The sequence below is a fragment of the Pseudoalteromonas sp. XMcav1-K genome, from assembly GCF_044005875.1.
GTDB classification, from domain to species: domain Bacteria; phylum Pseudomonadota; class Gammaproteobacteria; order Enterobacterales; family Alteromonadaceae; genus Pseudoalteromonas; species Pseudoalteromonas spongiae.
In genome coordinates, this window is record NZ_JBIPJE010000035.1 from 157047 (window position 1) to 182784 (window position 25738).

Sequence of the window (25738 nt, forward strand, 5' to 3'; positions counted from 1 at the left end):
AGTGTACTTTAAAATTTAAAGTTTGCTGGCAATAAGTGCCTGAACATCAAGTAACGATGAACAGCGACTATCAGCGTGTGAAAAGTCAGCGCTTAGGCTGTATTTATTAGGCACCACAACAGTGTATAGTTCAGCCGATTTGGCACTGCTAGAGCCGGTTACGGTATCTTCAACCGCAAGCCCTGAACTTGCTGTTAATGAAAAGTGCGCGATTGCCCTTAAATAAGGCTCTGGATGCGGTTTTGGCTGTTCAACATCATCACGTGTGAAAATCACATCAAAGTACTTTGCAAGATCATGTCCTGTCAAAATAGAATGCGCTTCTTCTTTTGCACTCCCGGTCACTAACGCAACCTTTAGTCCCTGCTCACGGCACCACGCTAGCAACGCTTTTGCACCCGGTAATAATGCGGGTAAATGCAATTTAGATATCTCAGCGAATACAATGTGTTTCTTCTTTGCTAATGCCGATGCGGATAAACCCAGCTGGTGCTCTTCAACAAGCACTTTTGCCGCTTCAAGCGTTGGTTTACCAGCAAACTGCTGGCAAAACTCAGTCTCACTAAAATGTAAATCAAACATCGCAAGTACCTTGTTCCAACTAACGGCATGCAAATGCTCGGAATCAACCAATGTACCATCTAAGTCAAAATAAACTGCACTTAACGACATTGGCTTAGCCTTGCTCTTGTAGTGACTCTGGCACTGGCGAACTTGCCACGTCGCCACTTTCCACTTCTACCAATTCATAACCACGCACTAAGCGCTTTACGGTGAGCACTGGCTTTTCTAACGCCTGTTTTTGACGCTCAATATCTTCTGCTAAGCCCGTTAAGCTTGTACCAAACGAACCCTCAGCCGTTTCAGACCAATTAACTGCTTTACCATTAATATTGTATTCAACAACATGTACTTGAAACAGTGTACCTTCGTCACTTGGGCATTCAATAACGCGATAATTCCAAAATGCAGACATAATATTTTCCTCTAGTTAACGCGCGCTGACTGTAGCATATTTCACCTCAGATATGGATAGCTAATGTGCTGCAAACAGCTATTTATGCTGGCGTCTATTTAACCTTATATAAATCAAACGAAATGTTTCGTTTGCAAAGCTAAATTAATCTAGTTTGGTCGCTCAAAATAAATAAAACGCGATACAAGTAACGAAGTAAACACAAAGTTCGCAGCATACAACTGCTTAAAGCTTGCATAAATATGCGCAAACTGTTTGTATAGTGAATAAGTAAGCAATTTAGTGTAGAAAGTATGTGGTTGCAAAAAGTAGTTATATTGCTGATATTCGTGTTTAACGTTCAATCTAACGCTAAATCAACAGAACTTATTGATGTACCCGTTTTAATCGCTGAAGACGTCAAACTACACTTACAACGCTTAAGTAAACAGACCGATATTCTGTCTATCTCAGATTTTTCAAATTTACCGCAGGGGCGCGATCTAGTTGATGTTATTTTGCTCAATCAAGCATTGCACTTGGGCAAATGCCAGTGTCGTTTAGTATATTTTGATAATTCGGTATATGGCCGCAATATCGAACTGCTCAAAAGCGGAAAATACGCATTAAGCGCCGACACGCTATGGCTTTCTGATATTACAAGTCATGCCACTACATTACGCTCGAGCCAAGCGGTTATTCGCAATGGTGAATACGATGTTGGTTTATATACGTCAGTAAATAACGAGCGTGCATTAAAAGCGCAAAATAAAGAGGACATATCGCGCTTAACCGCAATCTCAAATCGCTTTTGGAGTGCTGACTGGCAGGCAATTAATCAGTTAAACCCAATCAAGCTGGCACATATCGAATCATTTCCAAATATGAAGCGCCTTGTTAAAAGTGAAATTGCCGATTTTACCTTGCTGCATTTTCGCATAAATGATGATGATTTAAGCTTTGAGCAGTTGGCGCCTATTCCAAATGTAAAAGCGGTATTGTGGGATAGCCGTCATTTCGCAATATCAACTCAATTTCCTAATTATCAACGAATTGCAGACGCATTAAATAAAGGGCTTGAGCAACTTCATCGCGAAAATAAAATAACTAGCGCTTATTTGGCGGTGGGTATTAATCACCCTCTCACTTCAAACTGGAAAATACTAAATGCATCGGATGCACCCAATTACCAAATACAATCACCGTAAGCCATTCAGAAAGTGTAAGCGTATTGTTTTATAGGAAGATATACTTAATAAAATATGTATTAAACAATCGCTAAACGAAAAAAAAGCCCATCGATTGATGAGCTTTTTGCTATGAAATCTAAATAAACAGGTGTTTAGAAAAATGACACCTTAAACTCAACACCCATAATACGAGGTTGGTTTACCATAGCAGCATTGTTTGAGAAATCTACACCACCAATGAATACTTGCTCATCAGTAATATTTCTAACAAATGCAGATACTTCGTATTCATTGTCGCCAGCTTCCCACAGGTAACCTGAGCGAATACCGCCTTCAAGTAATGCTTCGCCTTCAAATTCAACAGACTCATATAAGAAGAAGTCAATTGCACTGCGGTAAGACCAATCAGTGTATGCGAAGAACTCACCGTCGCCAATTTCTTTGCTGTAGCGAAGTGTGAAGTTAGAGATCCACTCTGGTGAATGCGGTAAGCTGTTGCCGTCTAAGCTATAGCCTTTACCTTCAACAAATGGGTCTGTAATTGTACAGTTAAAGCAGCCTTGCAAGAACAGTGAGTTGTCTTGTAATTCAGTTTTGTTGTAGCTGATGTTGAATGTAGCGAATAGCTCATCAGTTAAAATCCACTCTGAATCTAACTCTAGACCGTAACCAACTGTTTTATCAGCGTTAAGTAAACGGTTAAAGTTTGCAGAACCACCTACTGCAGTTACTTGCTGGTCATCCATCTGGAAGTAATACGTTGTCGCATTTACGCGGCCACGGCCATCTAATACATCTGATTTAACACCAAACTCAATTGAGTTGATAGTTTCAGAGTCAGCTACAGTTACTTCGTCACCAAATAAGATACGACCTTGAACACTTGGTGCGCGGAAGCTGTTTGCTGCACGTGCGAATAGGTTTACATCATCAGTAAGCTTATAAGCTGCACTTAAGTCCCATGATACGTGTGAGTCTTCTGGGTTAGCAGATTTTTCTAGGTCGATATTGTTGAAATCGCCCGGAGTTACAAGACGTACCGCTCTAAAATCACGCTTGTCATCTGAATAACGAAGACCACCGCTCACTTTTAACTTATCTGAAACGTGGTAATCAGCTGAAGCAAATACAGCCCAAGCCGTTGTATCTTGCTCTTGGAATACATAACCCCAATTAAAGTCGCCACCTAAACCATCAAAACCAAAGGTTTCAATTGTTTGTTCTTCGTTGTAGTAGTACGCACCCACTTGGTAATTAAAATCACCAGCAAAGTTACTTGCTAAACGAATTTCTTGTGAAATCTGGTCGTGTGATGGGATTGCGTCAGCACTTTCTGATGCTAGGAAAATGAAGCCAGGACCCATTTCAGGTGTTGGACAACCAAATACAAAGTCGTTACCGCAACCATAACCACCATCAACGTCTGCACGTGAGTAAATCTCAGCGCTTTCCCAACCAGTGATTGACGTAAGCGTATGATCTTCAAAATCATACTCTAATTTAAGGCTTGAACCTTGTGACTCAACTTGCTGTGTAGCAAATTGAACTGAGTCTTGGTAAATCACTTCAGGATCAAAACCTGCAACAGGCTTGTTTGTGCCTTTTTCAATTGCATTTGCATGGAAAACAATTGGCTTACCATCTAAATCACGCGTGTGGTAATTTAGTAACGCAGTGAAATCACCTGCCTCATATAAAAATTGAATACGTGCCGCTTGCTCATCGTAACCACCGGTTACATCATTGATGAAGTTATTTGGCGCACGGTTATCAATATAATCGTCGCGCGTTTGCTTAAGTACTGAAACACGAGCTGAAAGGTTATCGGTTAAACCACCGCCTACAGCACCTTCAAAATCGACTGAATTAAATGTGCTGTAAGATAATGCACCGTAACCTTCAAATTCTTGCGACGGCTTAACTGAGTCAAACTTTACAAGACCTGCAGGCGTGTTACGGCCGAATAATGTACCTTGAGGACCACGAAGTACTTCTACACGCTCAACATCAAATACCGGAAAACCTTTTAAAATAGGGCTTTCTTGTACAACGTCGTCTACCACTAACGATACTGGCTGTGATGCATTCAGATCGAAATCGGTGTTACCTAAACCGCGCACGTAAAAACGTGGGAAAGTACGACCAAAAGAAGATTCAACTGATAAGCTTGGGATTTTCGCGTTCATAAAACGGATATCCATACCAGCAGAACTGTATGCGTCTAGGTTATCGCCTTGTAGCGCAGAAACCGCAACAGGCACTTCTTGCGCGTTCTCAACACGTTTACGAGCAGTTACTTGAATCACTTCTAATTGTGCAGATTCAGCGCCTGCTTCTTCACCCTGTGCAACCGCAGCACCTGATAAAACTAATGATGAGAATAACGAGCCTTGAATTAATTTAGCTAGCTTTGACTTTTGTAGATATTTCATGGTGGTTTAAAACCTTGTGCACTCAAAATAAAACGTTTGATTAGCTGAACTCAGTTGTCTTGAGACAGTCATAATCATGCTTGTATCCTTTTAAAGTGAATGGCGAAGTTCAACTTTACACGTGTTTAACGCGGACCCATCAATACGAGTACTTAATACTGCGGGTTGAACATCGCCGCAACAGCCAGCCTTTCGGTTAACATGTTGTTTACACCCGTATCCATTTGCGGCAAAAATAATACAAATTGGCACCGTTTAAAAAGGACATATATCCTTGAAAAGTTTCAACAGATCGAATATGAAATATAGTTTAAATGCACTTTTTTGCATCTTTTAGCAGCATTTTTTGCAAAATACTCTGAAAAAGTACATTTAAAGAAAGGACAAATGGCCGCACAGCAGTTACATGAAATTTACATTTCTACGCTGAGAGTAACTCCGGTGATGCCAAAGTAAGTTGATGTTGATGCAACAATGCCATAATTTGAAAGTGAATTTCATCACTCACTTGCAAATAGGTTTCGAAGTTTGTGGTAGCAATATACGACAGCACGTACAATTCAACTGCAAACGGGCTAAACCCTTTAAAATAAACACGACACGGATTTTCATCTATCAATTCGTGGCTATCTAATAAAGCCTTTAGCGCCACATTGAACTGCTCCAACTGGCTGTTTGATTCTGGCATCGCAAGCAATAACTTAGGGCGAAACGCCATTTTTTCACGTTCCGAAAAGTTTTCGATTTCCATATCAATAAACTTAGCGTTGGCAATGTACACCACTGTACGTTCGATAGTACGCACGCGAGTGGCGCGTAAGCCAATCTCTTCAACTGTGCCAATAAACTGGCCAATACGACATAAGTTACCCACTTTAACAGGCGTTGATGAATAGAGAGTGATCGCCCCAATTAAGTTCTCGACCGACTTTTGCGCCGCAAGTGCAACAGCCAAACCGCCAATTCCTAAACCAGCCATAATGGTAGTGGCACTGAATCCTAAATTCTCTAACCAAATTAAGGCAGCTGCAATCACCAATAATGACTTAACAACATTGCCCGCAGGCCTTAGTAAGTAGGTTGCATGATCTTTTCCCTCGGCAATCAGTTTTTCTGAATACTTTTGTTTAAACAAATCAGCAATGCGCCATAAAAACCACAACCACGCCAAAATAGATAATGTCGACGCTTCAGCAACGGCTTTTACCGCAAAAGTTACATTCGAGGTATCTGCGTAATTACGCGCTAGAATCGTGGCAGTCAAAAAGCTTAATGGGCCATAGAGAAACTGTAAATAATTAGCAACTTTAAGATTGGCAAAACGGGTAATACGGATTAAAAGCCAAAAGCCCACTGAGGCAAGCACCACATAAAGCAGCAAGGTTACCGAAAAATAAAGCCATTGCCATAACATCACTCCCATAAAGCGATAACCTGGCAAATTCATCGATAGCCATTCACCTAACTCACTGTAGCCGTAATATTTATCGAGCAACGGGGTTTTTGCCACTGTGGCATTAGAGATTTTCCAAATTCGATTATCGTTAAACGGGACTCGTTGCAGCAGCACTGCTACTTTGCCTTCAGGCGTATCTATAGTGCCAACTAAGTCGCGATAGTCTGGTACATTTTCAGGCAAGGTGCCCAATGGGTCGTTCGACAAGCCATCAATATCAACCCACAGTGCACGGTCTAAACTGACATGTAATTGGCGGGCGATTTCAGTTTTATGTGTCTCTTCTACCTTAAAAGGTAGATTGCGAAAATCGAGGTAATTTGCAGCCTGTTCATAATCTGATTCACGTGCGGCGGTTAAAAACCCTTGCATGCTGCTGCGTGGTGTTTCGCGACCGAGCATATCCCAGCCGATAAAGGTATTAAGTGACTTGTCTTGTGAATGAGTTTGTTCAACGTCTTCTTGTTCAAGCAAATCTTTAACGGTTACTTCGTTTTTCGGCTGCGCTAACGCAACGCCGAAAAACAGGAATAAACTCAAAAGTAAACCGTGCCAGATTGTGTGTTTCATGTGCTACATTCCCTATTCACATTTGAGTTTATTTTAGCGATTAACTGTGGCTTTTTACCTTATTAAATAACGCTACTTGTTCGTCACTTGGTTCGTCAGTAAGGCGACTGACAATCACAATCGCCAAAGTAGCAATAATAAAGCCGGGTACGATTTCGTACATTAAGCTACTTAAGCTATCACCATTTACACTAATTGGTAAATAAATCCACAGTAATACTGTCACCGCACCCGAAATAATACCTGCAAGCGCGCCCTGCTTAGTCATACGCGACCAATACAAACTGAGTATAACAACCGGTCCAAACGCCGCACCAAAGCCAGCCCAAGCATTACTTACTAAACTTAAAATTGAACTGTCACGGTCATATGCAAGGAAAATAGCAAGCAACGCTACTGCAAGCACTGAAATACGGCCTACCGTCACTAAGGTGTGTTGTGACGCTTGTTGATTAAAGAACGCTTTGTAAATGTCTTCAGTAAGCGAGCTAGACGTTACCAATAGCTGTGATGAAATCGTACTCATAATCGCAGCAAGAATTGCCGCTAATAAAAAGCCTGCAATTAATGGGTGAAACAACACTTGAGATAATAAAATAAAGATGGTCTCAGCATCTTTTAATTCAGTACCCGTCTGATTGACATACACAACACCAACAAACCCTGTTGCTAATGCACCGATAAGCGACACAATCATCCAACTCATGCCAATACGACGCGCAGTCGGTAAATCTTTAACTGAGCGAATAGCCATAAAGCGCACAATAATATGTGGCTGTCCAAAATAACCTAAACCCCATGCCATCGCAGAAATAACACCCAGTACCGAAACACCCGACGCAAAACTGAGTAAACTTGGGTTAATTTGTTCTACCGTTGCCACCGCATTAGATAATCCGCCAACTTCACTCAGCACCACAAACGGCACTAACACTAAGGCTAAAAACATAATGCAACCTTGTACAAAGTCAGTCAGGCTAACCGCCAAAAAACCACCAAACAAAGTGTACACAACAACGACGCCAGCAGTTACATACAAACCTAACTCGTAGCTTAAGCCAAAACTTGATTCAAACAGCTTGCCGCCTGCAACCACACCAGATGAGGTGTAAAGTGTAAAAAATATAATAATTACAATTGATGAGATAACGCGTAGCACGCGCTTATCATCGTTAAATCGGTTTTCGAAAAAATCAGGAAGCGTAATTGAGTCATTTGCCAATTCGGTATAACTACGCAAACGCGGTGCAACAATCAGATAGTTAAGATACGCACCAATAATCAAACCAATGCCAATCCATGCACTACTGAGTCCCGACAAGTACATCGCACCTGGAAGACCCATTAGCATCCAGCCACTCATATCGGAAGCGCCCGCCGATAATGCCGTTACACTTGGGCTTAAATTTCTGCCGCCTAGCATATAGCCTGATACATCGCTCGTTGACTTTTTATAGGCATAAAAACCTATGCCTAACATCACGATAAAATATAAGGCTAACGAAAAAATTGTGCCGAATTCCAAGTTATCTCTCCTAGGTACTAAACTTAGTACTTTATTCGCATTTTCACATCAAATGCGAGCTGTCATAATATTTCACTATATCAAAACATTACTTTGATTTGTTTATTTCTTGCGATTAATGCAACTGATAGTGCGTCAAATTTGTTCACCTAGGAAAAAATAACCAAAAACAGGTGAAATGCACACTCAATTATCCTATATTCAAGTCATAAAAAATTCTAAAGACAACATACAGGACCTCTGCTTTTATGTATTTTTATGCAGCGAGACAGCCTATTCTAAACCGAGAAAAGAAGCTAATTGGCTACGAACTACTTTTCAGAGACAGTTTAGAAAATGTATTTCCTAATATAAACGAAGACGAAGCAACATCACGTTTAATTGAAGGTAGCCAATTAAGCCTTGGTTTAGAGGATATGACAGGCGATAAGCCTGCATTTATCAATTTCACTCTTGAGACATTATTAAAAGGGTACGCAAAAACCCTTGAGACAAAAGAAGTCGTTGTTGAAATACTTGAAACCGTACAACCGGGAAAACGCCTATTAGCCGCCGTAAAAGAACTCAAAGAAATGGGCTATACGATTGCGTTAGACGACTACAAACATGCCCCCGTATGGCGTCACTTCTACCCCTTCGTCGATATTATCAAAATTGACTGGCTTGACACCTCGCTTGAGCAAATACAAGAAATCATTGCTCAAACCAAAGACTTCCCAAGTATCAAATTTCTCGCAGAAAAAGTAGAAACACATGAGCAATTTGAAAAAGCAATGGAACTTGGATTTGATTACTTCCAAGGATTCTTCTTTGCTAAACCTGAAGTGGTACAAAGCCGTGCGCTAGCGCCAAACGAAATGACATTAGCTGAACTGCTTTACCAAACATCAAGCCCAGATATGGACTTAAAGAAAGTAACCGAAGTATTTGAGCGTGATGTTAACTTATCGTACAAGTTATTACGTTATTCAAATTCGGCGGCATTTAAACGCCGCGCAGAAATCAGCACCATTAAACAAGCGTTAGTTGTACTAGGTGTAGAAGAACTAAAACGTTTCTTATCAGTGCTATTTACCGCACAGGTTGCTTCTGATAAGCCACCTGAACTAATGCGCCTTTGCTTAACACGCGCTAAATTTGCTGAGCAATTATCAGAGCAATCCGGTCAGTTCCAAGAATCATCTAAAGCGTTTTTAACTGGCATGTTGTCGCTTATCGACGGTATTTTAGATCAGTCTATGGACGCCATTTTAGAAAAGCTACCGCTCTCTGAAGAGATTAAACTTGCCATTCTAAAGCGTGAAGGGCGTTTAGCAGACTACCTTGGTTTGGTTGAAGCGTATGAACAAGCAAAATGGCAAGAAGCCAATGAGATTCAAACCAAACTGAGCTTAAATGCAGATGATATTCCAACTGCATACCACGATGCATTGCAGTGGGCTAATTTACAAATGGAAGCAATGAGTAACTAAGTTCAGAGACAATCTATTTTGCTCATAAAAAAACCGACAATTAAGTCGGTTTTTTTTATGTCTTAAGCGAAATAGTTTAGCACTTTACAAGTTCTCGAAGAAATCATCATTCGCAGTTTCTTCTTCGGTCTTTTCGACTTTTGGTAACGGTGGATTACCATCATGCAGTTCGTAAAGCTGACGCTGAAGATAAATATCTTTCATAAACAAATATGGATCGAGTGATTCGTTCAGCAAAGCCTCCTGAGGAATAAGCGATGCACGCGCCTCTAACACTTTAATCACCCACTTACCAATTGTGGCTGGTGTACCAAGCGAGATACTTGGCAATACAAACGCATCCATCACATCACCAGAGATATTTCTCGCCGTACTTGGCCCGTAAGCAGGAAACATTAAATAAGGTCCGTCGCCTGCTCCCCATACACCGAGTGTTTGGCCAAAGTCTTCCGGCTCTTCAACCAAACCAATCTCTGAGGCAACATCAAAAATACCAAAAATACCCACAGTCGAGTTCACTAAAAAGCGTGCAACGCTAACGCCCGAATTTGAAACTTTGCCCTGCAGCAACGAGTTTGTCGCATCAATCGGTGCATCGAGATTATTCGTTGCATTAACTAAACCATTACGCACAGGCTGAGGCGTTACCTTGCTGTAACCTACTGCAGCTGGGCGCAATACGTATGCATCCAAGACATCCATATTAAAGTCATAAATCGGACGATTCATCGATTGCAACGGATCTCGTGGATCGTCTTTTTCTGGTGGCACCTGTGCGCAACCCGTTAGCAGCAGTACAACTACTGCCGCTAACAGGCTAACCACAGACTGGATTTTTTGATTAAGCACTCAGTATCCCTATTAAAACTTAAAGTAGTGTATCAATTGTTAATTCAACTTGATTGACCTGCTCGATATCAAAACCTTTGCTCTGTCCTTCAAGTTCGCCAGCTTGCGTATCAACTTTATCGTCATTACTCACACGCGCTACAACTTTAACGCGCTTAAACTCAGCAAAGCTCATGCCCGCAACCATCGCATCACTTTCTGATAACGTTACTTGCAACGGTAATTGCCATTGTGATTTTTTCACAACAGCTAACGGCATTGGAGGGCCGCTCTCGGCCTTTGCAAATACAAATAACACACCATTACGCGGTAATTTGTCTTTCAGTTCATCTGATAACGTAATATTTACCGCGACTGAACGCCCTTGTCCAAGTGAATTTTGTTTAGAAGTGTTAGATTGCTCAGCAACTTTCGCTTTTAACTCTTCAACGCGCGCTGACAACATTGCGTAGCTCGGGTTAGTTGTCGACATACGTCCCAGAATAAGCTCAAATGCAGCCAGTGACTGTTGCCAATCACCACGCTCATAAGCAATTAATGCGAGCATTGAGAGTGCGTCAGTATTGCTTGGTTCTAACTTTAATACTTGAGAAACCGCCTTCGCTGCTTGATTCATCGAACTTTCTGAACCTTCTAGCATCAGCACTTGTGCCTTACTAACTAGCGCATTTACGCTTTTTGGGTTCATCGCAAGCGCTTTATCAAACGACATGTTCGCTGCTTCAAAATCATTTAGCATAAGCATAATGCGGCCAAGTAACAACCAAGCCATCTCGTCGTCGCCCTGCTCGGCTAATTTAGTGCGCAGACCTAACGCCAGCTGTTGCATCTCATTATTAGACAAAGGTTCGCCCTGCTGCAATACCGCACGCTTTCCGAGCTCAGGCAAGTTATCTTTCGCTTGCTGCCACTGAGTAAGTAAGTTAAAGCTACCTGTCATTAAATAAAACACCGCGCAGAATGTTAGCGTAAACATACTTGCCGTGAGCGCAATAACTGAACGGTTACCGCGCTGGCTTAATTGTTGCTCAGGCGCAAGCTCTTGTAATAAAGCTTGTTTTTGCTCAATTACCGCAGTGTTATAGGCATCGTCACTCAGTTTACCGGTATCAACTTCTTGTTTTAATTCATCAAGACGCGACTCATAGTCTGAAATACGAAGTGCGTTTGCATTAGGACTCGTTTTTACCGCTTTTTCTTTACGAATAAATGGAAAAACGACGAACAATAAACCAAATACAATTAACGCAGCAGCATAGATATAAAATGACGTGATCATGCTACTTCCTTATACTTGGCAATCAGTTTTGACAGTTTTTGTTCATCTGCATCCGTCCACGTTGAACGACTTTGTGCTTGTTTCTTTTGCTTAAATAAAATAAACACAAAACCAAGCAACACAAAGCCAAGTGGTAACACCCAAAGAAGCAGTGTTAACGGTGTCACTGGCGGCTTGTAGTGAACAAAATAACCATAGCGATCGATCATATAGTCAACCACTTGGTCTTTAGTATTACCCTCTTGTACTAGCTGAAGCACTTTATCACGTAAGTCTTTAGCAACCACTGCATCGGAGTCTGCAATATTTTGGTTTTGACATTTTGGGCAACGTAATTCAGCCGTTAATTGGCGAAATAATTGCTCTTCTTCTGCGCTATTAAATTGATATTGGTTCTCGGCGGCAAATAGCTGCGCAGCAAATACCGTTAATAAAACCATTAAAAAATTCTTCATTACTGGAGCTCTAATAACTTAGGTGCAAACTTGGCACGCCATACTCGTTCATTAATATCACCGGTGTGATGTAAAATTATCTTACCGTTTTTATCTACTAGGAAGTGCTCTGGCGCACCCGAAACACCTAAATCTAACGCCAGTGTGCGATTAAGATCGAGAATGTTAAATTGATACGGGTCACCTGTGCGCGCCAACATACCCTTTACTTCACTTTGCAATGCAGGTAAATCAAACACATCACCAAAGTCTGGGTCATAGCTTTGTTCGTAATACAAACCGATAATTTTTACACCTTGTCCGCGCAATTTAGTCAAATAAGGTAATTCAATTAAACACGTTGGGCACCAAGTCCCCCACACATTTAATAAGTACACTTCGCCGAGTAAATCTTTATCGCTCCAGCGCTTATTCTCATCCATTAGATCCGGCAGACTGAACGTTGGCATAGTGTGCCCTATACGCCCAGTTTCAATTTCCTTTGGATTACCAAATAAACCTTTCAGTAAAAAGACACACAGCACAGCAAAAATAATAAACGGCACTAACATTAAAGTTTTGTTTTTCATGCAATAGCCCCTTTAATGGTTGCCTTAGATGCCGCCGTTTTACGGCGATAGCGCTTATCAAGCATCATAAATACACCAGCAAGCGACATTAAAATACCACCAAGCCACATCCAGCGTACAAACGGCTTTTCGTAAATACGCAGTGCCCACGCGCCGTTACTTAGCTGTTCACCTAACGCAAGGTATAAATCACGACTTAACTTGGCATCGATAGCCGCTTCAGTCATTACTTGCATGCCTACATCGTATTGACGTTTTTCGGCGTAAAGCTCTGTTACTTTTTGGTTATCTTTAAAGACAGTTACAACGCCAGCATGACCTTTATAGTTAGGGCCAACAATGGCTTTAACACCGTCAAAACGATAATTGTAATCATTGAGTTGAACTTGCTCACCAGGGTTAACTTTTACTTGTTTTTCTACCGAGTAAGCTGACGTTAGCGTGACACCGAGTACCACAAAAGCAAAGCCTAAGTGAGCAGTATGCATCGCCCAAAAACTGTTACCCAATTTTGTCAGTGACATGCCTTCTTTGCTTAACTTTTCAAACAAATCAATCGCCACTGTTAAACAAACCCAAAGGGCAAAGAAAACACCCACTAAGGTGGTAGTCGACACATTTTCATAACTTGAATAAAGCCATGCAAAAGTAACGACAGCTGTCACAACAAGTGCACCAACCAGCTTTTTCATAACATGAGAAAACTTATTTTGTTTCCAGCGCAGCATAGGCCCTAAGCCTAATAGTAAAGAGAACGGCATTAACAAGTAGAAGAACATTTGATTAAAGAAAGGTACACCAATTGAAATTGTGCCCATTCCAAGCTCTTTGTGCACCATAGGCAATAAAGTACCAAGCAGTACTATTAACATTGAAACACACAATAATAAGTTATTGAGCCATAGCGCTACTTCACGAGAGAAAAACTTATAACGCGACGTCGATTCGACCGTGCCCGCTCTTAATGCATAGAGTAGCAAACTACCGCCTACAACAATGGCAAGGAACGACAGAATAAACGAACCACGACCTGGATCAGTGGTAAAGGCGTGTACCGATACAATAATACCCGAACGCACAATAAAGGTACCAAGCAGTGTTAACGAGAACGCTGCAATCGCGAGTAATACCGTCCACGACTTAAATACGCCTCGTTTTTCAGTTACCGCAAGTGAGTGGATAAGTGCAGTTGCTACAAGCCATGGCATTAGTGATGCATTTTCAACTGGATCCCAGAACCACCAGCCGCCCCAGCCAAGCTCGGCATAAGCCCACCAAGAACCAATCGTAATACCAAGTGTTAAGAACAACCACGCGGCCATAGTCCAAGGCCGTGACCATTTTGCCCAGGTATTATCTAACTTGCCCATTAACAGCGCCGCAATCGCAAATGCAAACGACACCGATAAACCTACGTAACCCATGTACAATAAAGGTGGGTGAATAATCATGCCCGGATCTTGTAACAATGGATTTAAATCGTGCCCTTCGATTGGGAAATAAGGCAGTAAACGTTCGAATGGGCTCGACATTAGCAGCGTATAAAGAATAAAGCCTAGGCCTAAAAAGCCTAAAATAGACAGTACGCGCGCACGCAATTGCCACGGTAATGATTTAGACGCAAATGCAACAATCGCCGTCCAACCTGTTTGCATTAATACCCAAAGTAATACCGCACCTTCGTGACCGCCCCAAGTAGAGGTTACTTTATAGTACCATGGCAAGGTTGTACTGCTGTGACTTGCAACATAAGCAACCGTGAAGTCATCTATCAAGGTTACATAAATTAATATACCAAATGAAATCGCAGTAAAAACAAACTGCGCTAAAGCAAACGATGGTGCGCTTTGCATTAGGCGTAAATTGCCTTTTACAGCACCATACATAGGATACACACTGAGTAATATCGAAAACGCTAGCGCCAGCGTTAACGATAAATAACCTAATTCAGCAATCATAATTAGTAACCGCCGTTATTTAGGTTATATTTTGGTTTTTCGTGTTTAATGCCCTTAACTGCTTCAGCAACATCAGCAGGCATGTATTCTTCATCATGCTTAGCAAGTACTTCGAACGCTTCGATGACATTAGGTTCAATTAGCACGCCCTGTGCCACAATACCCTGACCCTCACGGAATAAGTCTGGAAGAATACCGTGATAACGGATCGTTACTAAAGGACCGGTATCAATCAGTTTAAATTCAACATCTAACGATTCTTCGTTACGTACTACTGAACCCGGTACAACCATACCGCCAATGCGTAACTTTTGACCGACAAATGGCTTTTCTTTATTTGGCCCTTTACCTTCAATTAGCTCTGACGGGGTATAAAATAAGTTGATATTTTCTTGCAACGCGTAAAGCGTTAAGCCAATTGCCGAGCCAATACCCAAAAGCACCGCAATAATGGTAAACATTCGTTTTTTACGTCTTGGATTCACAGCCCCTGCTCCTTCGCCTTTTTAATACGTGCTTCGCGCGCAATTTGCGATTTTACATCTTCTAAAATTTTGCCGTGAGTGCGTTTACTCGATATAAAAATACCTAATAAAATCACTGCACATGCCCCATATGAGAGCCAGACATAAAAGCCATAGCCACCCATCGCGAAAAATTCTGAAAGCGAGTTAAACTGCATTTTTACCTCCACTCACTAAATTACGCACCCAGGGGCGGTGCTTTTCTCTTTCTAAAATTTCATTCTTTAAACGCATTAGCACGATAACAGCCATTAAGCATGCAAATGCCAAAATATTAATAAGCAATGGATATAGCATGCTGCTATCAATTGCTGAACCATCAAACTTGGTAATCGTTGAGCCTTGGTGCAAGGTGTTCCACCACTCTACTGAGTAATGAATAATAGGCACATTAACTACACCAACCATGGCTAAGATACATGATGCGCGACCTGCTGCACCTTTATCTTCAAAAGCGTGATAAAGCGCAATCACACCAACATATAAAAACAATAAAATCAGCATTGTGGTTAAGCGAGCATCCCAAACCCACCAAGTACCCCACATAGGTTTACCCCATGCAGCACCAGTGATTAAGGCAATTGCTGCGACTGCTGCGCCCACTGGTGCAATAGCAATTACGGCCAATTCAGCATTTCGGATCTGCCACACCATGGCAATAAATGCGGTAATTGCCATTGAGGTGTAAGCCCCCATTGACAATATGGCGGAAGGAACATGAATAAAGATAATTCGATAACTGTCTTTTTGTTGATAGTCAGCTGGCGCATACGCAAGACCCCAAGTCCAACCCACAATCAAACCAATCACGGCAACGACGGCAAAGTACGGCATCAAGGTATTGCATACTTGATACGCTTTTTCTGCTTTCGCATATGGATGTAACCACTTCCACATAACTAACTTACACTCACTTTTAAAGATGATGAAACGGCAAATGGCGCTAATACACTTGCACCGGCAAGCAGCGCCCCTAATATGGCTAGTTGACCCGAGTAGTCAAGCGACATAGAACCTGCGTCGATTGCAGATGTCGCAAAAATTAGTACCGGAATATACAAAGGCAATACCAACAAGCTAAGCAGTACGCCGCCTTTTTGTAATCCCACAGTTAACGCCGCACCTATCGCCCCAATTAGGCTTAACAACGGCGTACCAATCAGTAGCGTCAACAAGGTCGCCGTTAACGCTTCGCTTTCTAAATTAAGTAATAAGGCGAACATGGGTGTCATTAGCACCAAAGGTAACCCAGTAACCGTCCAATGTGCAGTAACCTTAGCTAACACGGTCAATGATGTTGGAAATGGACTTAACATCATTTGCTCTAACGTACCATCCACGTAATCATCGCGGAACATTTTATCTAAACCTAGCATGGTAGAGAGCAATGCAGCTACCCAAATGATTCCTGGTGCCATACGCGCTAATAGATTAGGCTCAGGACCAACCCCTAACGGAAATAAGGTGATCACAATGATAAAAAATAAAACAGGATTAATAATTTCTGAGCGCTGACGAAATGCCAACGTCAGATCTTTTTTATAGATACTTGAAAATAAGCGCCAGTAAGAATCGTGAGTTTTCATTTAGAAACGGTACTCCAATACTAAGCGCGACAGCTCGGGGAAATGTTCTGTTAGGTCTTGGTGGCTAGTTAAAATAATCGCGCCACCTTGTGCTAAATGTTTTTTGAATTGCTGCTGCAATAGCACCACGCCTTTTTTATCCACCGCAGTAAAGGGTTCGTCGAGCATCCAGAGTGTTGCTTTGTTAAGCCAAAGGCGCGCCAGTGCAACACGACGTTGTTGCCCAGCCGAGAGTAAACGTACTGGCACATCTTCAAGGCCTACTAATCCAAGTTGCGCTAATACATCGTGTAAATCTTGCTGTGTTTCTAAACCATGGGTTTCAAGCCAGAAGGCAAGATTTTCAACTGCAGTTAATTGACCATTTACCCCAGTTTTGTGACCAATATAAAGCGTATCACTTGCAAATTGCAGATTATCTTTGGCAATGTCTTGACCTTGCCACAAAACCTTGCCCGATTCAGCACGCACAAATCCCGCTAGAATACGTAGTAGCGAGGTTTTACCCGCACCATTTTGCCCTTCTAACTGGACAATTTGCCCTTGATGTAATTCAAAAGAGAGATCTTCAAATAAACATCTATCTTGCCGAATGCAGCAAATTGAATCTACTTTTAACAAGTTTAATCATCTCTCGACCTAAAATTGGGCATTAGTCTAACATAATGGTATTGTAAAACGTAATCTCCTCGATAAGAGAAATTGGCAATAGCTTGATTTAAAACAGATGACCGATATTCAATCTTTGCTAAATGTTGTTAGTAGCGCCACTGTTGATACAGAGCAAAGCGCGTTATCGCAATTAAGCCCCACACAGCAAGACCAAGTAAAACAATTGCAACAGTTAATGCAGCAGTTGAATTTACCCACAAAAACAAGTCAAAAATTGCTCACTGCACTGCTAAACGAAACACTCAATATTAGCAATGTTGATATTAGTAAAAATAAGCTGTCGTTTAATTTACCTCAACTAACACCAAAGCTTATTGAGCTAATTATTCCTAATCAAACAATACAGTTACAGACAGATAAGGCACAGGTAACATTAAGCACCTCGCTAACTGACTTGTTAGTCTCTCTGCCAAAGCATGAAATTAAGTTACCAAACAACGTGGTTTTTCAGCTTCTTAAACTCGCCACAAACGATATCAGTGCACAGCCTACGCTCAAATTACCAGCTCACATTGTCAATCAACCCAATTTACTTGCGGTTGAATCGCAAAAAGCCTCAATCACCAGTGATTTACCAAAAAACTTAGTCAGTTTAGTTAAGCACAATCAACCCGCAATAATTGAAATAGCGACTAAACAAGAGAAATTTAGCTTTAGCGTAAAACTCGACAAACACAGCCAACCGGTGCTAACCCAACCTTTGTCGATGAAAAAAGTAATTGATTTGATTAAGCTGCAAAATGCACCGCTACAACTTGATACCGCGAAAGCCCCAACGATTAAAATTAACCAAAATGCCGTTCAATTGCCGTTAGAAAATCATCTTGTATCAAATCAGATACTCAAGCCGAATCTAAAAAATTTAGGTAATAAGGCGGTGCTAACGGTGCCAAAACTTGAAATGACAATTAAATTAGTTCAATCAGATACTAAACAGCTAAAGGCGCAAGACTTTATTGCTGCACCTAAGCCACAAAGCCATCAGCTACCCGTTATTAATCAACTTACATCGTTAAAAGCAAGTGTCGCTAAACCGCTACTTGAACCCATTATGGCAAGTATCCGCTCGCTATTATCAGGACGAGAAGTCACGATTAAACATGCCGCACAAGGCAGTATCAACATACAAGTGACTACAACAAACCAAAATGCAAAAGCAGATGTTACCTTAGCTAAATTTGAGATAAAAAGCGGCACTGAAAAACTTCCTACATCGCCTATTCAAAGCAAAGCGCCAGTTCAAAAAGCACCGATTTACGCTCGCCCTCTTGTCACCACTCCCTCGCTTAAACCAAGCGCGAGTCTACAAGTTCCAATTGTTGCGCCCAATCAAAGTGCAATTAATATTAAATCGAATCATAGCGAGCTTACTGCCAAACTAGAGGCTACAGCAAAACAAAATCCACTCAGCATTTTGACCCAGCAAATTAGTAAACTTGCGTCAGAACCAAAATTGCCTGAACCATTAGCCCGATTAGTAAATCAAGCGTTTACACGAATAATCAGCGAAGGCACAGCGGTGCCACAAACTGTGCTGCAATTGAAATCGGTAGTAGCACCACTGCAAAATACCCAAACTGATACATTGCAAACGCCTTTTGGCGCGATGGAACACGCCAAAATTTCTCTTGCAAGCAACGGCGTTTTACAACAAGCAACGCTCAATCATGAGCTGCAAGGCAAACTTGAAAATTTACTACCCATTTTACTTGGACTGTCGAAAGGGCTAACAAATAAAAAAGACAGTAAATCCCTAAAAGGCCAGTTAGCGCTGCCAGCATTACTACAAAAAAATATGACAGACAGCCTTAGCGCGCTACAAAAAGGGTTGCAAGGAAATGCCAGCAGCACATCACAACAAACGAGCAGTACCGAACAACCACAAGTCAATATGCAGTTTTCAATACCCATGCAACAAAATGAAAAACTAGCCACAGCACCTATTTCAATTGAAGAAGAAAAACGAAAAACGAAAAACGGCGAATTGGTATCTGTATGGCGTATTAATTTAGCGTTTGAAGTAGAAAATTCAATTCTAAATATTGGTGCAGAGCTTATTAAAAAGCAGTTATCTCTCAGTTTTAACTCATCCCATACGCGATTGATTGAAAAAGCAAAAACCCAAGCGCCTTTATTACAACAAAAACTGACGCAACACGGTATTGAAGTAACACAAAGCGAATTTCATGTATCAGAACAACAATCACTGTCAACACGCTCCGGCATAGTTAACATTAAGGTGTGATATGACAACGCAAAAATCAGCAATCGGCTTAATATATGATGGCCAAGGCGCACCAGAAGTAAGCAGTAAAGGGTTTGGTGAATTAGCCGAACACATAATTCAGTATGCGAAAGACAATGATATTTTACTTCATCAAGACGAAGCGCTAGCAAACAGCTTAGCAAACCTCGAAGTGGGGCAAGAAATTCCAGAAGAGCTTTATTATGTTATTGCTGAACTCATCGCATTTTCATATGTACTGCAAGGAAAATTCCCACCGGGCTGGTTAGCACTGCACAATAAATTAGATGTAAAGGTGTAAGCTTATACCAATTTACTTATGTAGCTGTTCATTCTAGCGGACTAAATATCACGCTAACTGCGTTAGAATTTATCAATGCACAACAACTACATAGGAAAAATTCCGCCGTGTTATCATTTCATTTATCCTGCGCTATCCCTGATCTCATGCTTAACAGAATTGGGATTATTTGCACTTGTGTATGCATAAGTACATCAATATACAGAGGTAAACGCTAAAGCTAATTGAACCGTTGTGAATTTAGTTCTATATCGAAGCCTAGCGTTAATCGGTTATTTAATGCAGTTTGAGGCGCAATGGAAAGGTAACCTAGAGCAGCCGCCCTAGGTTAGAAAGTAGTAATTACTCACCTTCTTTTTGGTGAAGCGTAAATAACAACTCAGCTTCTGCGCGAGGCAATTCACACTCTCGCATCACTTCTTCAATATCAGCCCCAAGCTCAATCATTTTCACTGCGCGTGAGTAAATTTTAGACTCAGGATCAGCCAACTGAATATCTTGTTGTTTTTGTTTTAGCTCTTGCGTTTCAGATTGAAGTTCCATCACATGCTTACCAATTTTAAGTAGGCCCGAGCGGATCTCTTCTATTTCGTTTTTATTAATTGTTTGCTGTTTGGTTAACTGCGATTCACTTTGTGAGTTAACAATTTGCACCTGCTTTAAACGCGAAAGCGCGCGAAACGCAACAACACAGGCACAAACCGCAACACAAAGCGCAAGAATAGAGATAATTTGCCAAATCATTAGAAATTACTTAGCTCATCCCACTCTTCATCACTTAGAAGTTTATTTAGATCGACTAAAATCAGTAATTCGCCATCGCGATTAGAAACACCTTGGATAAACTTAGCACTTTCTTCAGTGCCGATATTTGGTGCGCTATCGATTTCAGATGTGCGTAAGTAAACTACTTCTGCAACGCTATCAACCAAAATACCAATCACTTGCTTTTCAGCTTCAATAATCACAATACGCGAGTTGTCGGTAACCTCTGCACTTTGTAAACCAAAGCGAGTACGTGTATCAATTACTGTAACCACGTTACCACGTAGGTTAATAATACCTAGCACATAACCCGGAGCGCCTGGTACAGGAGCAATTTCACTGTAACGCAACACTTCTTGCACTTGCATTACATTAATACCGTACGTTTCTTCACCTAAGTGAAACGTAACCCATTGCAATACTTCATCATTTACGTCGGTTGCATTTGACGAAAGAACTCTTTCTTCACTCATTTTTAAGCTCCTATCCAATGTGGATATGTATTAACTGCTACTAACTAAACGACTTAGCGCTATGCGTCATCGTCTTGGCTATCTAAACCTTGATCTAATAATTCAGTCATTGCTGATACATTAATTAAAGCACACATTTTCTCTTTAATTAATCCCGCTAGCCATGGTCTACGACCACCTTTATCACGCCATTTAATATCTTGATGCGATAAACTGACATTATCAATTAAACGCTCAGCTAACAGCCCCCAGTTAGATTCACCTAACATTATAAGATACTGATAGTTTAGCGCTTCTTCTAACTTTTTGTTATATTTTTCTGGCATTACCCAACGCGCAGAATCAACTACGTTGAGCTTTTGTTCACGATGAAGCATCACCCCTTTAAACCAATCTGGCTTGCCAAATATTTGATTTACTTCACCTAATTGGTAGATTCCACCTAATGCCTTAAGCGGTACAGCAAGCGTTAATCCTGCAACTTCAAAGTAAAGCGCCTGAAATTCGTCATCATCATATGTGGCATCTTGCGTGCGTGCTGGCGGTAAAGCAACTTCAACCGCTTCAACCACCTCTACCTTAACTTCCGGTGCAATTACAAGCTCTTTTACAACTGGCTTTGCTATTACCTTTTCAGTTGTAGCCTGCTGATGCTCGGCAGCTTTAACTTCAACGTCACTTAATAAATTTTCAACTGGGTTAGCGACTGAGTCGCGCGCAATATCTTCTTGCAATAAGGCATCTAGATACTGCTTCATTACCTTTTCATTTGCAAAAAGTTGCTTAGTCATTCACTGCCTCTTCAATGTGTTCTAGCAAAGAAGTATAAGCAAATACCCCGCGTGATTTAGGACAATATTTGTGTGGTGCCTGCATGGCTAAACTTGCATCTCGTAATTTAGTATCGACCGGAACGACGCCCGGCCATACTTTTTCGCCATAAGTGGCACGTAATTTTTTATATGCTTCAAGTGACGCTTTAGTGCGCTTATCGTACATAGTAGGGACAATCGTATAGTTATACGATTTATTTTGTGAACTTTGCATTAGTTCCATAGTGCGCATCATACGGTCTAGGCCCTTTAGTGCTAAAAACTCGGTTTGCACTGGAATTAATACGCGGTTGCATGCAGCGAGTGCGTTAACCATTAATACACCAAGTACTGGTGGGCAATCCAAAATCGCAACATCGTATTCGTCACTAATTTTATCGAGTGCATTGCGCAAAATAAGACCCATACCACTTTTTTTACCGAGACTTCTATCTAGTGTGGCAATTGCCATAGTAGCTGGCAAGATATCTAAATTTTCTACCCCTGACGGGCACAGAGATTGCAAAATTTCTTCACGAGCCATGGTTTTACCACGTGAGAAAATATCAAACACACTCACTTCTAGCTCTTCAGAGTCAATACCAAAATAATAAGTCAATGACGCGTGTGGATCGGTATCAATCAGCAACACACGTTTACCACGAGACGCTAATAAGCCTCCCAAGGTGACTGTGGTTGTGGTTTTACCCACACCGCCTTTTTGATTTGCTACCGTCCAAATTTTCAAGCGAATACCTATTGTTCTTGTTCTCGGGTTGTTATGCGAATACCACCATTTGGTAATTCGATTACTTTAAGTGAATCGTCTTTTTCTGCATCCTGCTTTAACTTCTCCACCGCTTGCTCAGTGGTTTGTTTTGCGTTAGCTGTTATCTCAGTTCCATCGGTTTCTGGCAATGCATATTTTGAAATTGCGATCACCACCTTGCGATTTTGCTGACGCCCTTGTTCATCATTATTATCGCTAAACGGCGAGTACTCACCATACCCTTCAATAGCCATTCTTGCAGGGATTATGCCGAGATACTCAAGCCATACCAGCACTTCGGTCGCACGGGCTACCGATAAATGCCAATTAGAACGAAATACTTCATTATTTATCGGCTGATTATCAGTGTAACCACGCACTCTTAAGTAGTTTCGGTTAGCATTTAAAATTGGCAGTAATGAACGTAAAACAGTTCTTGCACGTTCAGTGGCAACCGCGCTACCGCTGGCAAACAACAAGCTTGAACTCAGCTCTATGGTAAGCCAATTCATGTCCTTTTCTAACTGCGCTTGCCCCGCTTCAATTTCATCAGATATCGCTTTTTTTAGGTCTTCTTCAAGCGCATCGAGCGGCTGGCCTAAATACTTTTGCTGTAAATTACTCAGCTCTCCTCGTCCATCGACAAGTTCTGGCCCTTTTTCTTCATTTACAATACTAATGCCGTGCAGTTGCGAATCAACTTTTGGTTCGTTGCTCGTAAGAATGCCTTCACCAGATACGCCTTTTCCCGTACCTTTGCTAAATTGGTCTGTTGTTTTAAACACATGAGAAATTGTGTCTGACAACACTGAAAATTTTTCTTCTTCGATAATGGCCATCGCGTACATCACAACAAATAACGCAAACATTAATGTCATGTAATCGGCATAAGAAACTAGCCAGCGATGTGTGTTATCGTTTTGTTCGGTTTGCTTAAAAGGCTTAAAGCGTGGCATACACGACTACCTAAACAACGACTTATTATTTTTTTCGATTAAGTACGCCGAAAGCTTTTGTTCAATGGCATTAGGCGTATCACCTTGAAGAATGCAAAACATCCCCTCAGCTAACATTTGATGATAACGGCAATGTTCATCCACTAAATAAGCCAACTTATTGGCAATTGGAATATAAAGAAGATTGGCAAAGCCAACACCGTAAATAGTAGCAACAAACGCAGTGGCAATACCCGCACCTAACATATCGGGTTGTTGAATAAAGTTCATTGCTTGAATAAGACCGAGTACGGCGCCGAGAATACCGAGAGTTGGACTATAGCCCCCCATGGCATGATACACTTGGCTTGACTCGTTAAGTGCATTGCGACGTTGCAAAATTTCGTTTTCCATGGTGTCAAAGAACTGCTGCTCGTCACTGCCGTCAACAAGCAAATTTAGGCCTTTTGATACAAAGTGATCTTTTTCATCAATAGCAAGGTTTTCTAACGACAAATAGCCGTCATGACGTACTTTTGCCGCCCAGTTTTTTACTTGCTCAATGCCTTTTGCAAAATCATGCTTAGGTGGCGTTATCACCCAAGGCAGCATTTTAATGGCTGTGGTAAACTGGTATTTAGTTGCCTGCAACATTACCGCGCCAAGCGTACCGCCAAACACAATTATGAATGCTGACAAATCAAACAAATTCGCCAGCACACCACCTTCAATGGTATACCCTAAGCCAATTGCTACAAACGCTATAATCGCACCAAAAACGGCTAGTTTATCCACAACCTATTTCCGTGTTGATATGTTTAGCAACGTCATCCAATGCGATGCTTTTCTCGCTTAAACCAGCACTTGCAACCGCTTGTGGCATACCGTATACAACGCAAGAGGCTTCATCTTGTGCCCAAATTTTAGAGCCCGCCTGTTTTAGCATGCGTGCACCATCTCGGCCATCAGCTCCCATACCGGTAAGTACAATTGCCAACACAGAATCACCGTAACTTTTTGCTGCACTAGCAAAAGTGATATCAACGCTTGGTTTGTAAGTGACACGAGCGCTATCATCTTCATAGATTTTTAGCTTTTGATTGCCGCTACGACCTTCAACTAGCATTTGCTTACCACCAGGTGCTAAATATGCAACGCCTGGTCTGAGCAAGTCGCCGTTTTCTGCTTCTTTAACTTTGATTCGACAAAGTGAATCCAATCGCTGTGCAAATGCCGGTGTAAATGCACCTGGCATATGTTGAATCAACAAAATTGGATGAGGAAAGTTGGCTGGTAACTGCGTAAGCACTTTTTGCAGCGCAACCGGACCACCTGTAGAAGTACCAATTGCCATTAACTTATATTGTTTACCAGATGCTTTTGGTCTTTCGCTTTTAGTTGCCGCACGCGAATCAACCGGTGTGGAGCGAGCAGCAAAAGTTCTATCAGGTTGACGTAACGTTGGGCTAGTGCTGCGTTCAGGTGTTGTTCTTGCCGTTGGCGCTTGATTTAATGTTGCACGCTGTGGTCTAAAACCACCTACTCGGCGACGGCCTATTTCTTTAACTTTTTGTTGAAGTACTTTCGTTGCTTCTTCTTTGTCGCGAGCAATATCTTCAAACTTTTTAGGTAAAAAGTCTAACGCGCCGGCATCAAGTGCATCAAGCGTTGCACTTGCTCCATCATGCGTTAACGAAGAGAACATTAATATTGGTGTCGGCGTTTGCTGCATTATTTGCTTTACAGCGCTAATACCGTCAAGCACAGGCATCTCAATATCCATTGTGATAACCGATGGTCGTAATTCGGCAGCTTTTTCAACCGCCTCTTTACCATTGTTAGCTGTGCCAATCACTTCAATATTGGGATCTTGACTCAAGATTTCACTCACACGACGGCGAAAAAAGCTTGAATCATCTACTACTAAAACCCTAATTGTCATTAAG

Annotated in this window: 26 protein-coding genes; 4 read left to right on the forward strand and 22 right to left on the reverse strand. The window is 41.5% G+C overall.

Annotation, left to right across the window (positions count from 1 at the left end; all coding sequences use genetic code 11):
• Window positions 1-15: 15 nt before the first annotated feature.
• Together ACHSBP_RS06905 and ACHSBP_RS06910 are read right to left on the reverse strand one after the other, a co-directional pair.
• Window positions 16-672, reverse strand: a complete 657-nt coding sequence (locus ACHSBP_RS06905; protein WP_010560540.1) for an HAD family phosphatase — start codon at window positions 670-672, stop codon at window positions 16-18.
• 4 nt (window positions 673-676) lie between these two features.
• The gene (locus tag ACHSBP_RS06910; protein ID WP_010560541.1) at window positions 677-976 is read right to left on the reverse strand and encodes a hypothetical protein; all 300 of its coding nucleotides are present in this window, start codon (window positions 974-976) and stop codon (window positions 677-679) included.
• A gap of 329 nt (window positions 977-1305) precedes the next feature.
• Between ACHSBP_RS06910 and ACHSBP_RS06915 the strand changes: the two genes are divergently transcribed.
• Window positions 1306-2163 carry a hypothetical protein gene (locus ACHSBP_RS06915; RefSeq protein ID WP_395388425.1) on the forward strand — a complete coding sequence of 286 codons (858 nt, stop codon included), beginning with the start codon at window positions 1306-1308 and terminating at the stop codon, window positions 2161-2163.
• Between the two features lie 134 nt (window positions 2164-2297).
• On the opposite strand, the gene ACHSBP_RS06920 is transcribed toward ACHSBP_RS06915, so the two are convergent.
• From ACHSBP_RS06920 to putP, 3 genes are all read right to left on the reverse strand, one after another.
• Window positions 2298-4577: a TonB-dependent receptor gene (locus ACHSBP_RS06920; protein ID WP_010560543.1), complete on the reverse strand. Its 2280-nt coding sequence runs from the start codon at window positions 4575-4577 to the stop codon at window positions 2298-2300.
• Between the two features lie 421 nt (window positions 4578-4998).
• Window positions 4999-6603 (reverse strand): mechanosensitive ion channel family protein, encoded by a 1605-nt coding sequence (locus ACHSBP_RS06925; protein WP_395388426.1) that lies wholly within the window; start codon window positions 6601-6603, stop codon window positions 4999-5001.
• A gap of 40 nt (window positions 6604-6643) precedes the next feature.
• On the reverse strand, window positions 6644-8128 hold the full coding sequence (gene putP / locus ACHSBP_RS06930; protein WP_395388427.1) for a sodium/proline symporter PutP: 1485 nt from the start codon (window positions 8126-8128) through the stop codon (window positions 6644-6646).
• Window positions 8129-8376: 248 nt separating this feature from the next.
• On the opposite strand from putP, the gene ACHSBP_RS06935 reads away from it, so the two are divergent.
• Window positions 8377-9600, forward strand: a complete 1224-nt coding sequence (locus ACHSBP_RS06935; protein ID WP_395388428.1) for an EAL and HDOD domain-containing protein — start codon at window positions 8377-8379, stop codon at window positions 9598-9600.
• A gap of 84 nt (window positions 9601-9684) precedes the next feature.
• On the opposite strand, the gene ACHSBP_RS06940 is transcribed toward ACHSBP_RS06935, so the two are convergent.
• From ACHSBP_RS06940 to ccmA, 10 genes are read right to left on the reverse strand one after another with little or no spacing between them, the layout of a single operon-like run.
• Window positions 9685-10449, reverse strand: coding sequence for a VacJ family lipoprotein (locus tag ACHSBP_RS06940; RefSeq protein WP_395388429.1), 765 nt, complete (start codon window positions 10447-10449; stop codon window positions 9685-9687).
• 19 nt (window positions 10450-10468) lie between these two features.
• Window positions 10469-11728, reverse strand: coding sequence for a c-type cytochrome biogenesis protein CcmI (gene ccmI / locus ACHSBP_RS06945; RefSeq protein WP_395388430.1), 1260 nt, complete (start codon window positions 11726-11728; stop codon window positions 10469-10471).
• Window positions 11725-12183 carry a cytochrome c-type biogenesis protein gene (locus ACHSBP_RS06950; RefSeq protein ID WP_010560549.1) on the reverse strand — a complete coding sequence of 153 codons (459 nt, stop codon included), beginning with the start codon at window positions 12181-12183 and terminating at the stop codon, window positions 11725-11727. The genes ccmI and ACHSBP_RS06950 overlap by 4 nt, the downstream gene beginning before the upstream one ends.
• The gene (locus ACHSBP_RS06955) at window positions 12183-12752 is read right to left on the reverse strand and encodes a redoxin family protein (RefSeq protein WP_010560550.1); all 570 of its coding nucleotides are present in this window, start codon (window positions 12750-12752) and stop codon (window positions 12183-12185) included. Before ACHSBP_RS06955 ends, ACHSBP_RS06950 begins: the two co-directional genes overlap by 1 nt.
• Window positions 12749-14710 carry a heme lyase CcmF/NrfE family subunit gene (locus ACHSBP_RS06960; RefSeq protein WP_010560551.1) on the reverse strand — a complete coding sequence of 654 codons (1962 nt, stop codon included), beginning with the start codon at window positions 14708-14710 and terminating at the stop codon, window positions 12749-12751. The genes ACHSBP_RS06955 and ACHSBP_RS06960 overlap by 4 nt, the downstream gene beginning before the upstream one ends.
• Window positions 14711-14712: 2 nt before the next feature.
• Complete coding sequence (gene ccmE / locus ACHSBP_RS06965; protein WP_010560552.1) at window positions 14713-15195, reverse strand: cytochrome c maturation protein CcmE; 483 nt, start codon at window positions 15193-15195, stop codon at window positions 14713-14715.
• On the reverse strand, window positions 15192-15392 hold the full coding sequence (gene ccmD, locus ACHSBP_RS06970) for a heme exporter protein CcmD (RefSeq protein WP_010560553.1): 201 nt from the start codon (window positions 15390-15392) through the stop codon (window positions 15192-15194). The genes ccmE and ccmD overlap by 4 nt, the downstream gene beginning before the upstream one ends.
• The gene (locus tag ACHSBP_RS06975; RefSeq protein WP_010560554.1) at window positions 15382-16131 is read right to left on the reverse strand and encodes a heme ABC transporter permease; all 750 of its coding nucleotides are present in this window, start codon (window positions 16129-16131) and stop codon (window positions 15382-15384) included. Before ACHSBP_RS06975 ends, ccmD begins: the two co-directional genes overlap by 11 nt.
• 2 nt (window positions 16132-16133) lie before the next feature.
• A complete protein-coding gene (gene ccmB, locus ACHSBP_RS06980) occupies window positions 16134-16820 on the reverse strand; it encodes a heme exporter protein CcmB (protein WP_010560555.1) in 687 nt (228 codons plus the stop codon).
• The gene (ccmA, locus tag ACHSBP_RS06985) at window positions 16821-17441 is read right to left on the reverse strand and encodes a cytochrome c biogenesis heme-transporting ATPase CcmA (protein ID WP_010560556.1); all 621 of its coding nucleotides are present in this window, start codon (window positions 17439-17441) and stop codon (window positions 16821-16823) included. It abuts the gene before it with no gap.
• 106 nt (window positions 17442-17547) lie between these two features.
• Here ccmA and ACHSBP_RS06990 point away from each other — a divergent pair, with 106 nt between their 5' ends.
• Together ACHSBP_RS06990 and ACHSBP_RS06995 are read left to right on the forward strand one after the other, a co-directional pair.
• Complete coding sequence (locus ACHSBP_RS06990) at window positions 17548-19737, forward strand: hypothetical protein (RefSeq protein ID WP_010560557.1); 2190 nt, start codon at window positions 17548-17550, stop codon at window positions 19735-19737.
• Window position 19738: 1 nt separating this feature from the next.
• Window positions 19739-20038, forward strand: coding sequence for an EscU/YscU/HrcU family type III secretion system export apparatus switch protein (locus ACHSBP_RS06995; protein WP_100913029.1), 300 nt, complete (start codon window positions 19739-19741; stop codon window positions 20036-20038).
• A 342-nt stretch (window positions 20039-20380) separates the two neighbouring features.
• On the opposite strand, the gene ACHSBP_RS07000 is transcribed toward ACHSBP_RS06995, so the two are convergent.
• The 7 genes from ACHSBP_RS07000 to ACHSBP_RS07030 are packed head-to-tail and all read right to left on the reverse strand — an operon-like array spanning window position 20381 to window position 25734.
• Complete coding sequence (locus ACHSBP_RS07000) at window positions 20381-20782, reverse strand: DUF2802 domain-containing protein (protein ID WP_010560559.1); 402 nt, start codon at window positions 20780-20782, stop codon at window positions 20381-20383.
• Window positions 20782-21276, reverse strand: coding sequence for a chemotaxis protein CheW (locus ACHSBP_RS07005; RefSeq protein WP_010560560.1), 495 nt, complete (start codon window positions 21274-21276; stop codon window positions 20782-20784). Before ACHSBP_RS07005 ends, ACHSBP_RS07000 begins: the two co-directional genes overlap by 1 nt.
• 59 nt (window positions 21277-21335) lie before the next feature.
• Entirely contained in the window at window positions 21336-22067 is a 732-nt protein-coding gene (locus ACHSBP_RS07010; RefSeq protein ID WP_010560561.1) for a chemotaxis protein CheW, read from the reverse strand.
• Complete coding sequence (locus ACHSBP_RS07015) at window positions 22060-22836, reverse strand: ParA family protein (protein WP_010560562.1); 777 nt, start codon at window positions 22834-22836, stop codon at window positions 22060-22062. Before ACHSBP_RS07015 ends, ACHSBP_RS07010 begins: the two co-directional genes overlap by 8 nt.
• Before the next feature lie 8 nt (window positions 22837-22844).
• Window positions 22845-23813 carry a flagellar motor protein MotB gene (locus ACHSBP_RS07020; protein ID WP_010560563.1) on the reverse strand — a complete coding sequence of 323 codons (969 nt, stop codon included), beginning with the start codon at window positions 23811-23813 and terminating at the stop codon, window positions 22845-22847.
• A gap of 6 nt (window positions 23814-23819) precedes the next feature.
• On the reverse strand, window positions 23820-24587 hold the full coding sequence (locus tag ACHSBP_RS07025) for a flagellar motor protein (RefSeq protein WP_394226731.1): 768 nt from the start codon (window positions 24585-24587) through the stop codon (window positions 23820-23822).
• On the reverse strand, window positions 24580-25734 hold the full coding sequence (locus tag ACHSBP_RS07030; RefSeq protein ID WP_010560565.1) for a chemotaxis response regulator protein-glutamate methylesterase: 1155 nt from the start codon (window positions 25732-25734) through the stop codon (window positions 24580-24582). The genes ACHSBP_RS07025 and ACHSBP_RS07030 overlap by 8 nt, the downstream gene beginning before the upstream one ends.
• Window positions 25735-25738: the final 4 nt, after the last annotated feature.

What these genes read in the sequence shown, in the direction of transcription:
- ACHSBP_RS06905 (WP_010560540.1), bottom strand. Translation starts at nt 672, where the DNA reads ATGTCGTTAAGTGCAGTTTATTTTGACTTAGATGGTACATTGGTTGAT.
- ACHSBP_RS06910 (WP_010560541.1), bottom strand. Translation starts at nt 976, where the DNA reads ATGTCTGCATTTTGGAATTATCGCGTTATTGAATGCCCAAGTGACGAA.
- ACHSBP_RS06920 (WP_010560543.1), bottom strand. Translation starts at nt 4,577, where the DNA reads ATGAAATATCTACAAAAGTCAAAGCTAGCTAAATTAATTCAAGGCTCG.
- ACHSBP_RS06925 (WP_395388426.1), bottom strand. Translation starts at nt 6,603, where the DNA reads ATGAAACACACAATCTGGCACGGTTTACTTTTGAGTTTATTCCTGTTT.
- ACHSBP_RS06935 (WP_395388428.1), top strand. Translation starts at nt 8,377, where the DNA reads ATGTATTTTTATGCAGCGAGACAGCCTATTCTAAACCGAGAAAAGAAG.
- ccmI (WP_395388430.1), bottom strand. Translation starts at nt 11,728, where the DNA reads ATGATCACGTCATTTTATATCTATGCTGCTGCGTTAATTGTATTTGGT.
- ACHSBP_RS06950 (WP_010560549.1), bottom strand. Translation starts at nt 12,183, where the DNA reads ATGAAGAATTTTTTAATGGTTTTATTAACGGTATTTGCTGCGCAGCTA.
- ACHSBP_RS06955 (WP_010560550.1), bottom strand. Translation starts at nt 12,752, where the DNA reads ATGAAAAACAAAACTTTAATGTTAGTGCCGTTTATTATTTTTGCTGTG.
- ACHSBP_RS06960 (WP_010560551.1), bottom strand. Translation starts at nt 14,710, where the DNA reads ATGATTGCTGAATTAGGTTATTTATCGTTAACGCTGGCGCTAGCGTTT.
- ccmD (WP_010560553.1), bottom strand. Translation starts at nt 15,392, where the DNA reads ATGCAGTTTAACTCGCTTTCAGAATTTTTCGCGATGGGTGGCTATGGC.
- ACHSBP_RS06975 (WP_010560554.1), bottom strand. Translation starts at nt 16,131, where the DNA reads ATGTGGAAGTGGTTACATCCATATGCGAAAGCAGAAAAAGCGTATCAA.
- ccmB (WP_010560555.1), bottom strand. Translation starts at nt 16,820, where the DNA reads ATGAAAACTCACGATTCTTACTGGCGCTTATTTTCAAGTATCTATAAA.
- ACHSBP_RS06990 (WP_010560557.1), top strand. Translation starts at nt 17,548, where the DNA reads ATGACCGATATTCAATCTTTGCTAAATGTTGTTAGTAGCGCCACTGTT.
- ACHSBP_RS06995 (WP_100913029.1), top strand. Translation starts at nt 19,739, where the DNA reads ATGACAACGCAAAAATCAGCAATCGGCTTAATATATGATGGCCAAGGC.
- ACHSBP_RS07000 (WP_010560559.1), bottom strand. Translation starts at nt 20,782, where the DNA reads ATGATTTGGCAAATTATCTCTATTCTTGCGCTTTGTGTTGCGGTTTGT.
- ACHSBP_RS07005 (WP_010560560.1), bottom strand. Translation starts at nt 21,276, where the DNA reads ATGAGTGAAGAAAGAGTTCTTTCGTCAAATGCAACCGACGTAAATGAT.
- ACHSBP_RS07010 (WP_010560561.1), bottom strand. Translation starts at nt 22,067, where the DNA reads ATGACTAAGCAACTTTTTGCAAATGAAAAGGTAATGAAGCAGTATCTA.
- ACHSBP_RS07020 (WP_010560563.1), bottom strand. Translation starts at nt 23,813, where the DNA reads ATGCCACGCTTTAAGCCTTTTAAGCAAACCGAACAAAACGATAACACA.
- ACHSBP_RS07030 (WP_010560565.1), bottom strand. Translation starts at nt 25,734, where the DNA reads ATGACAATTAGGGTTTTAGTAGTAGATGATTCAAGCTTTTTTCGCCGT.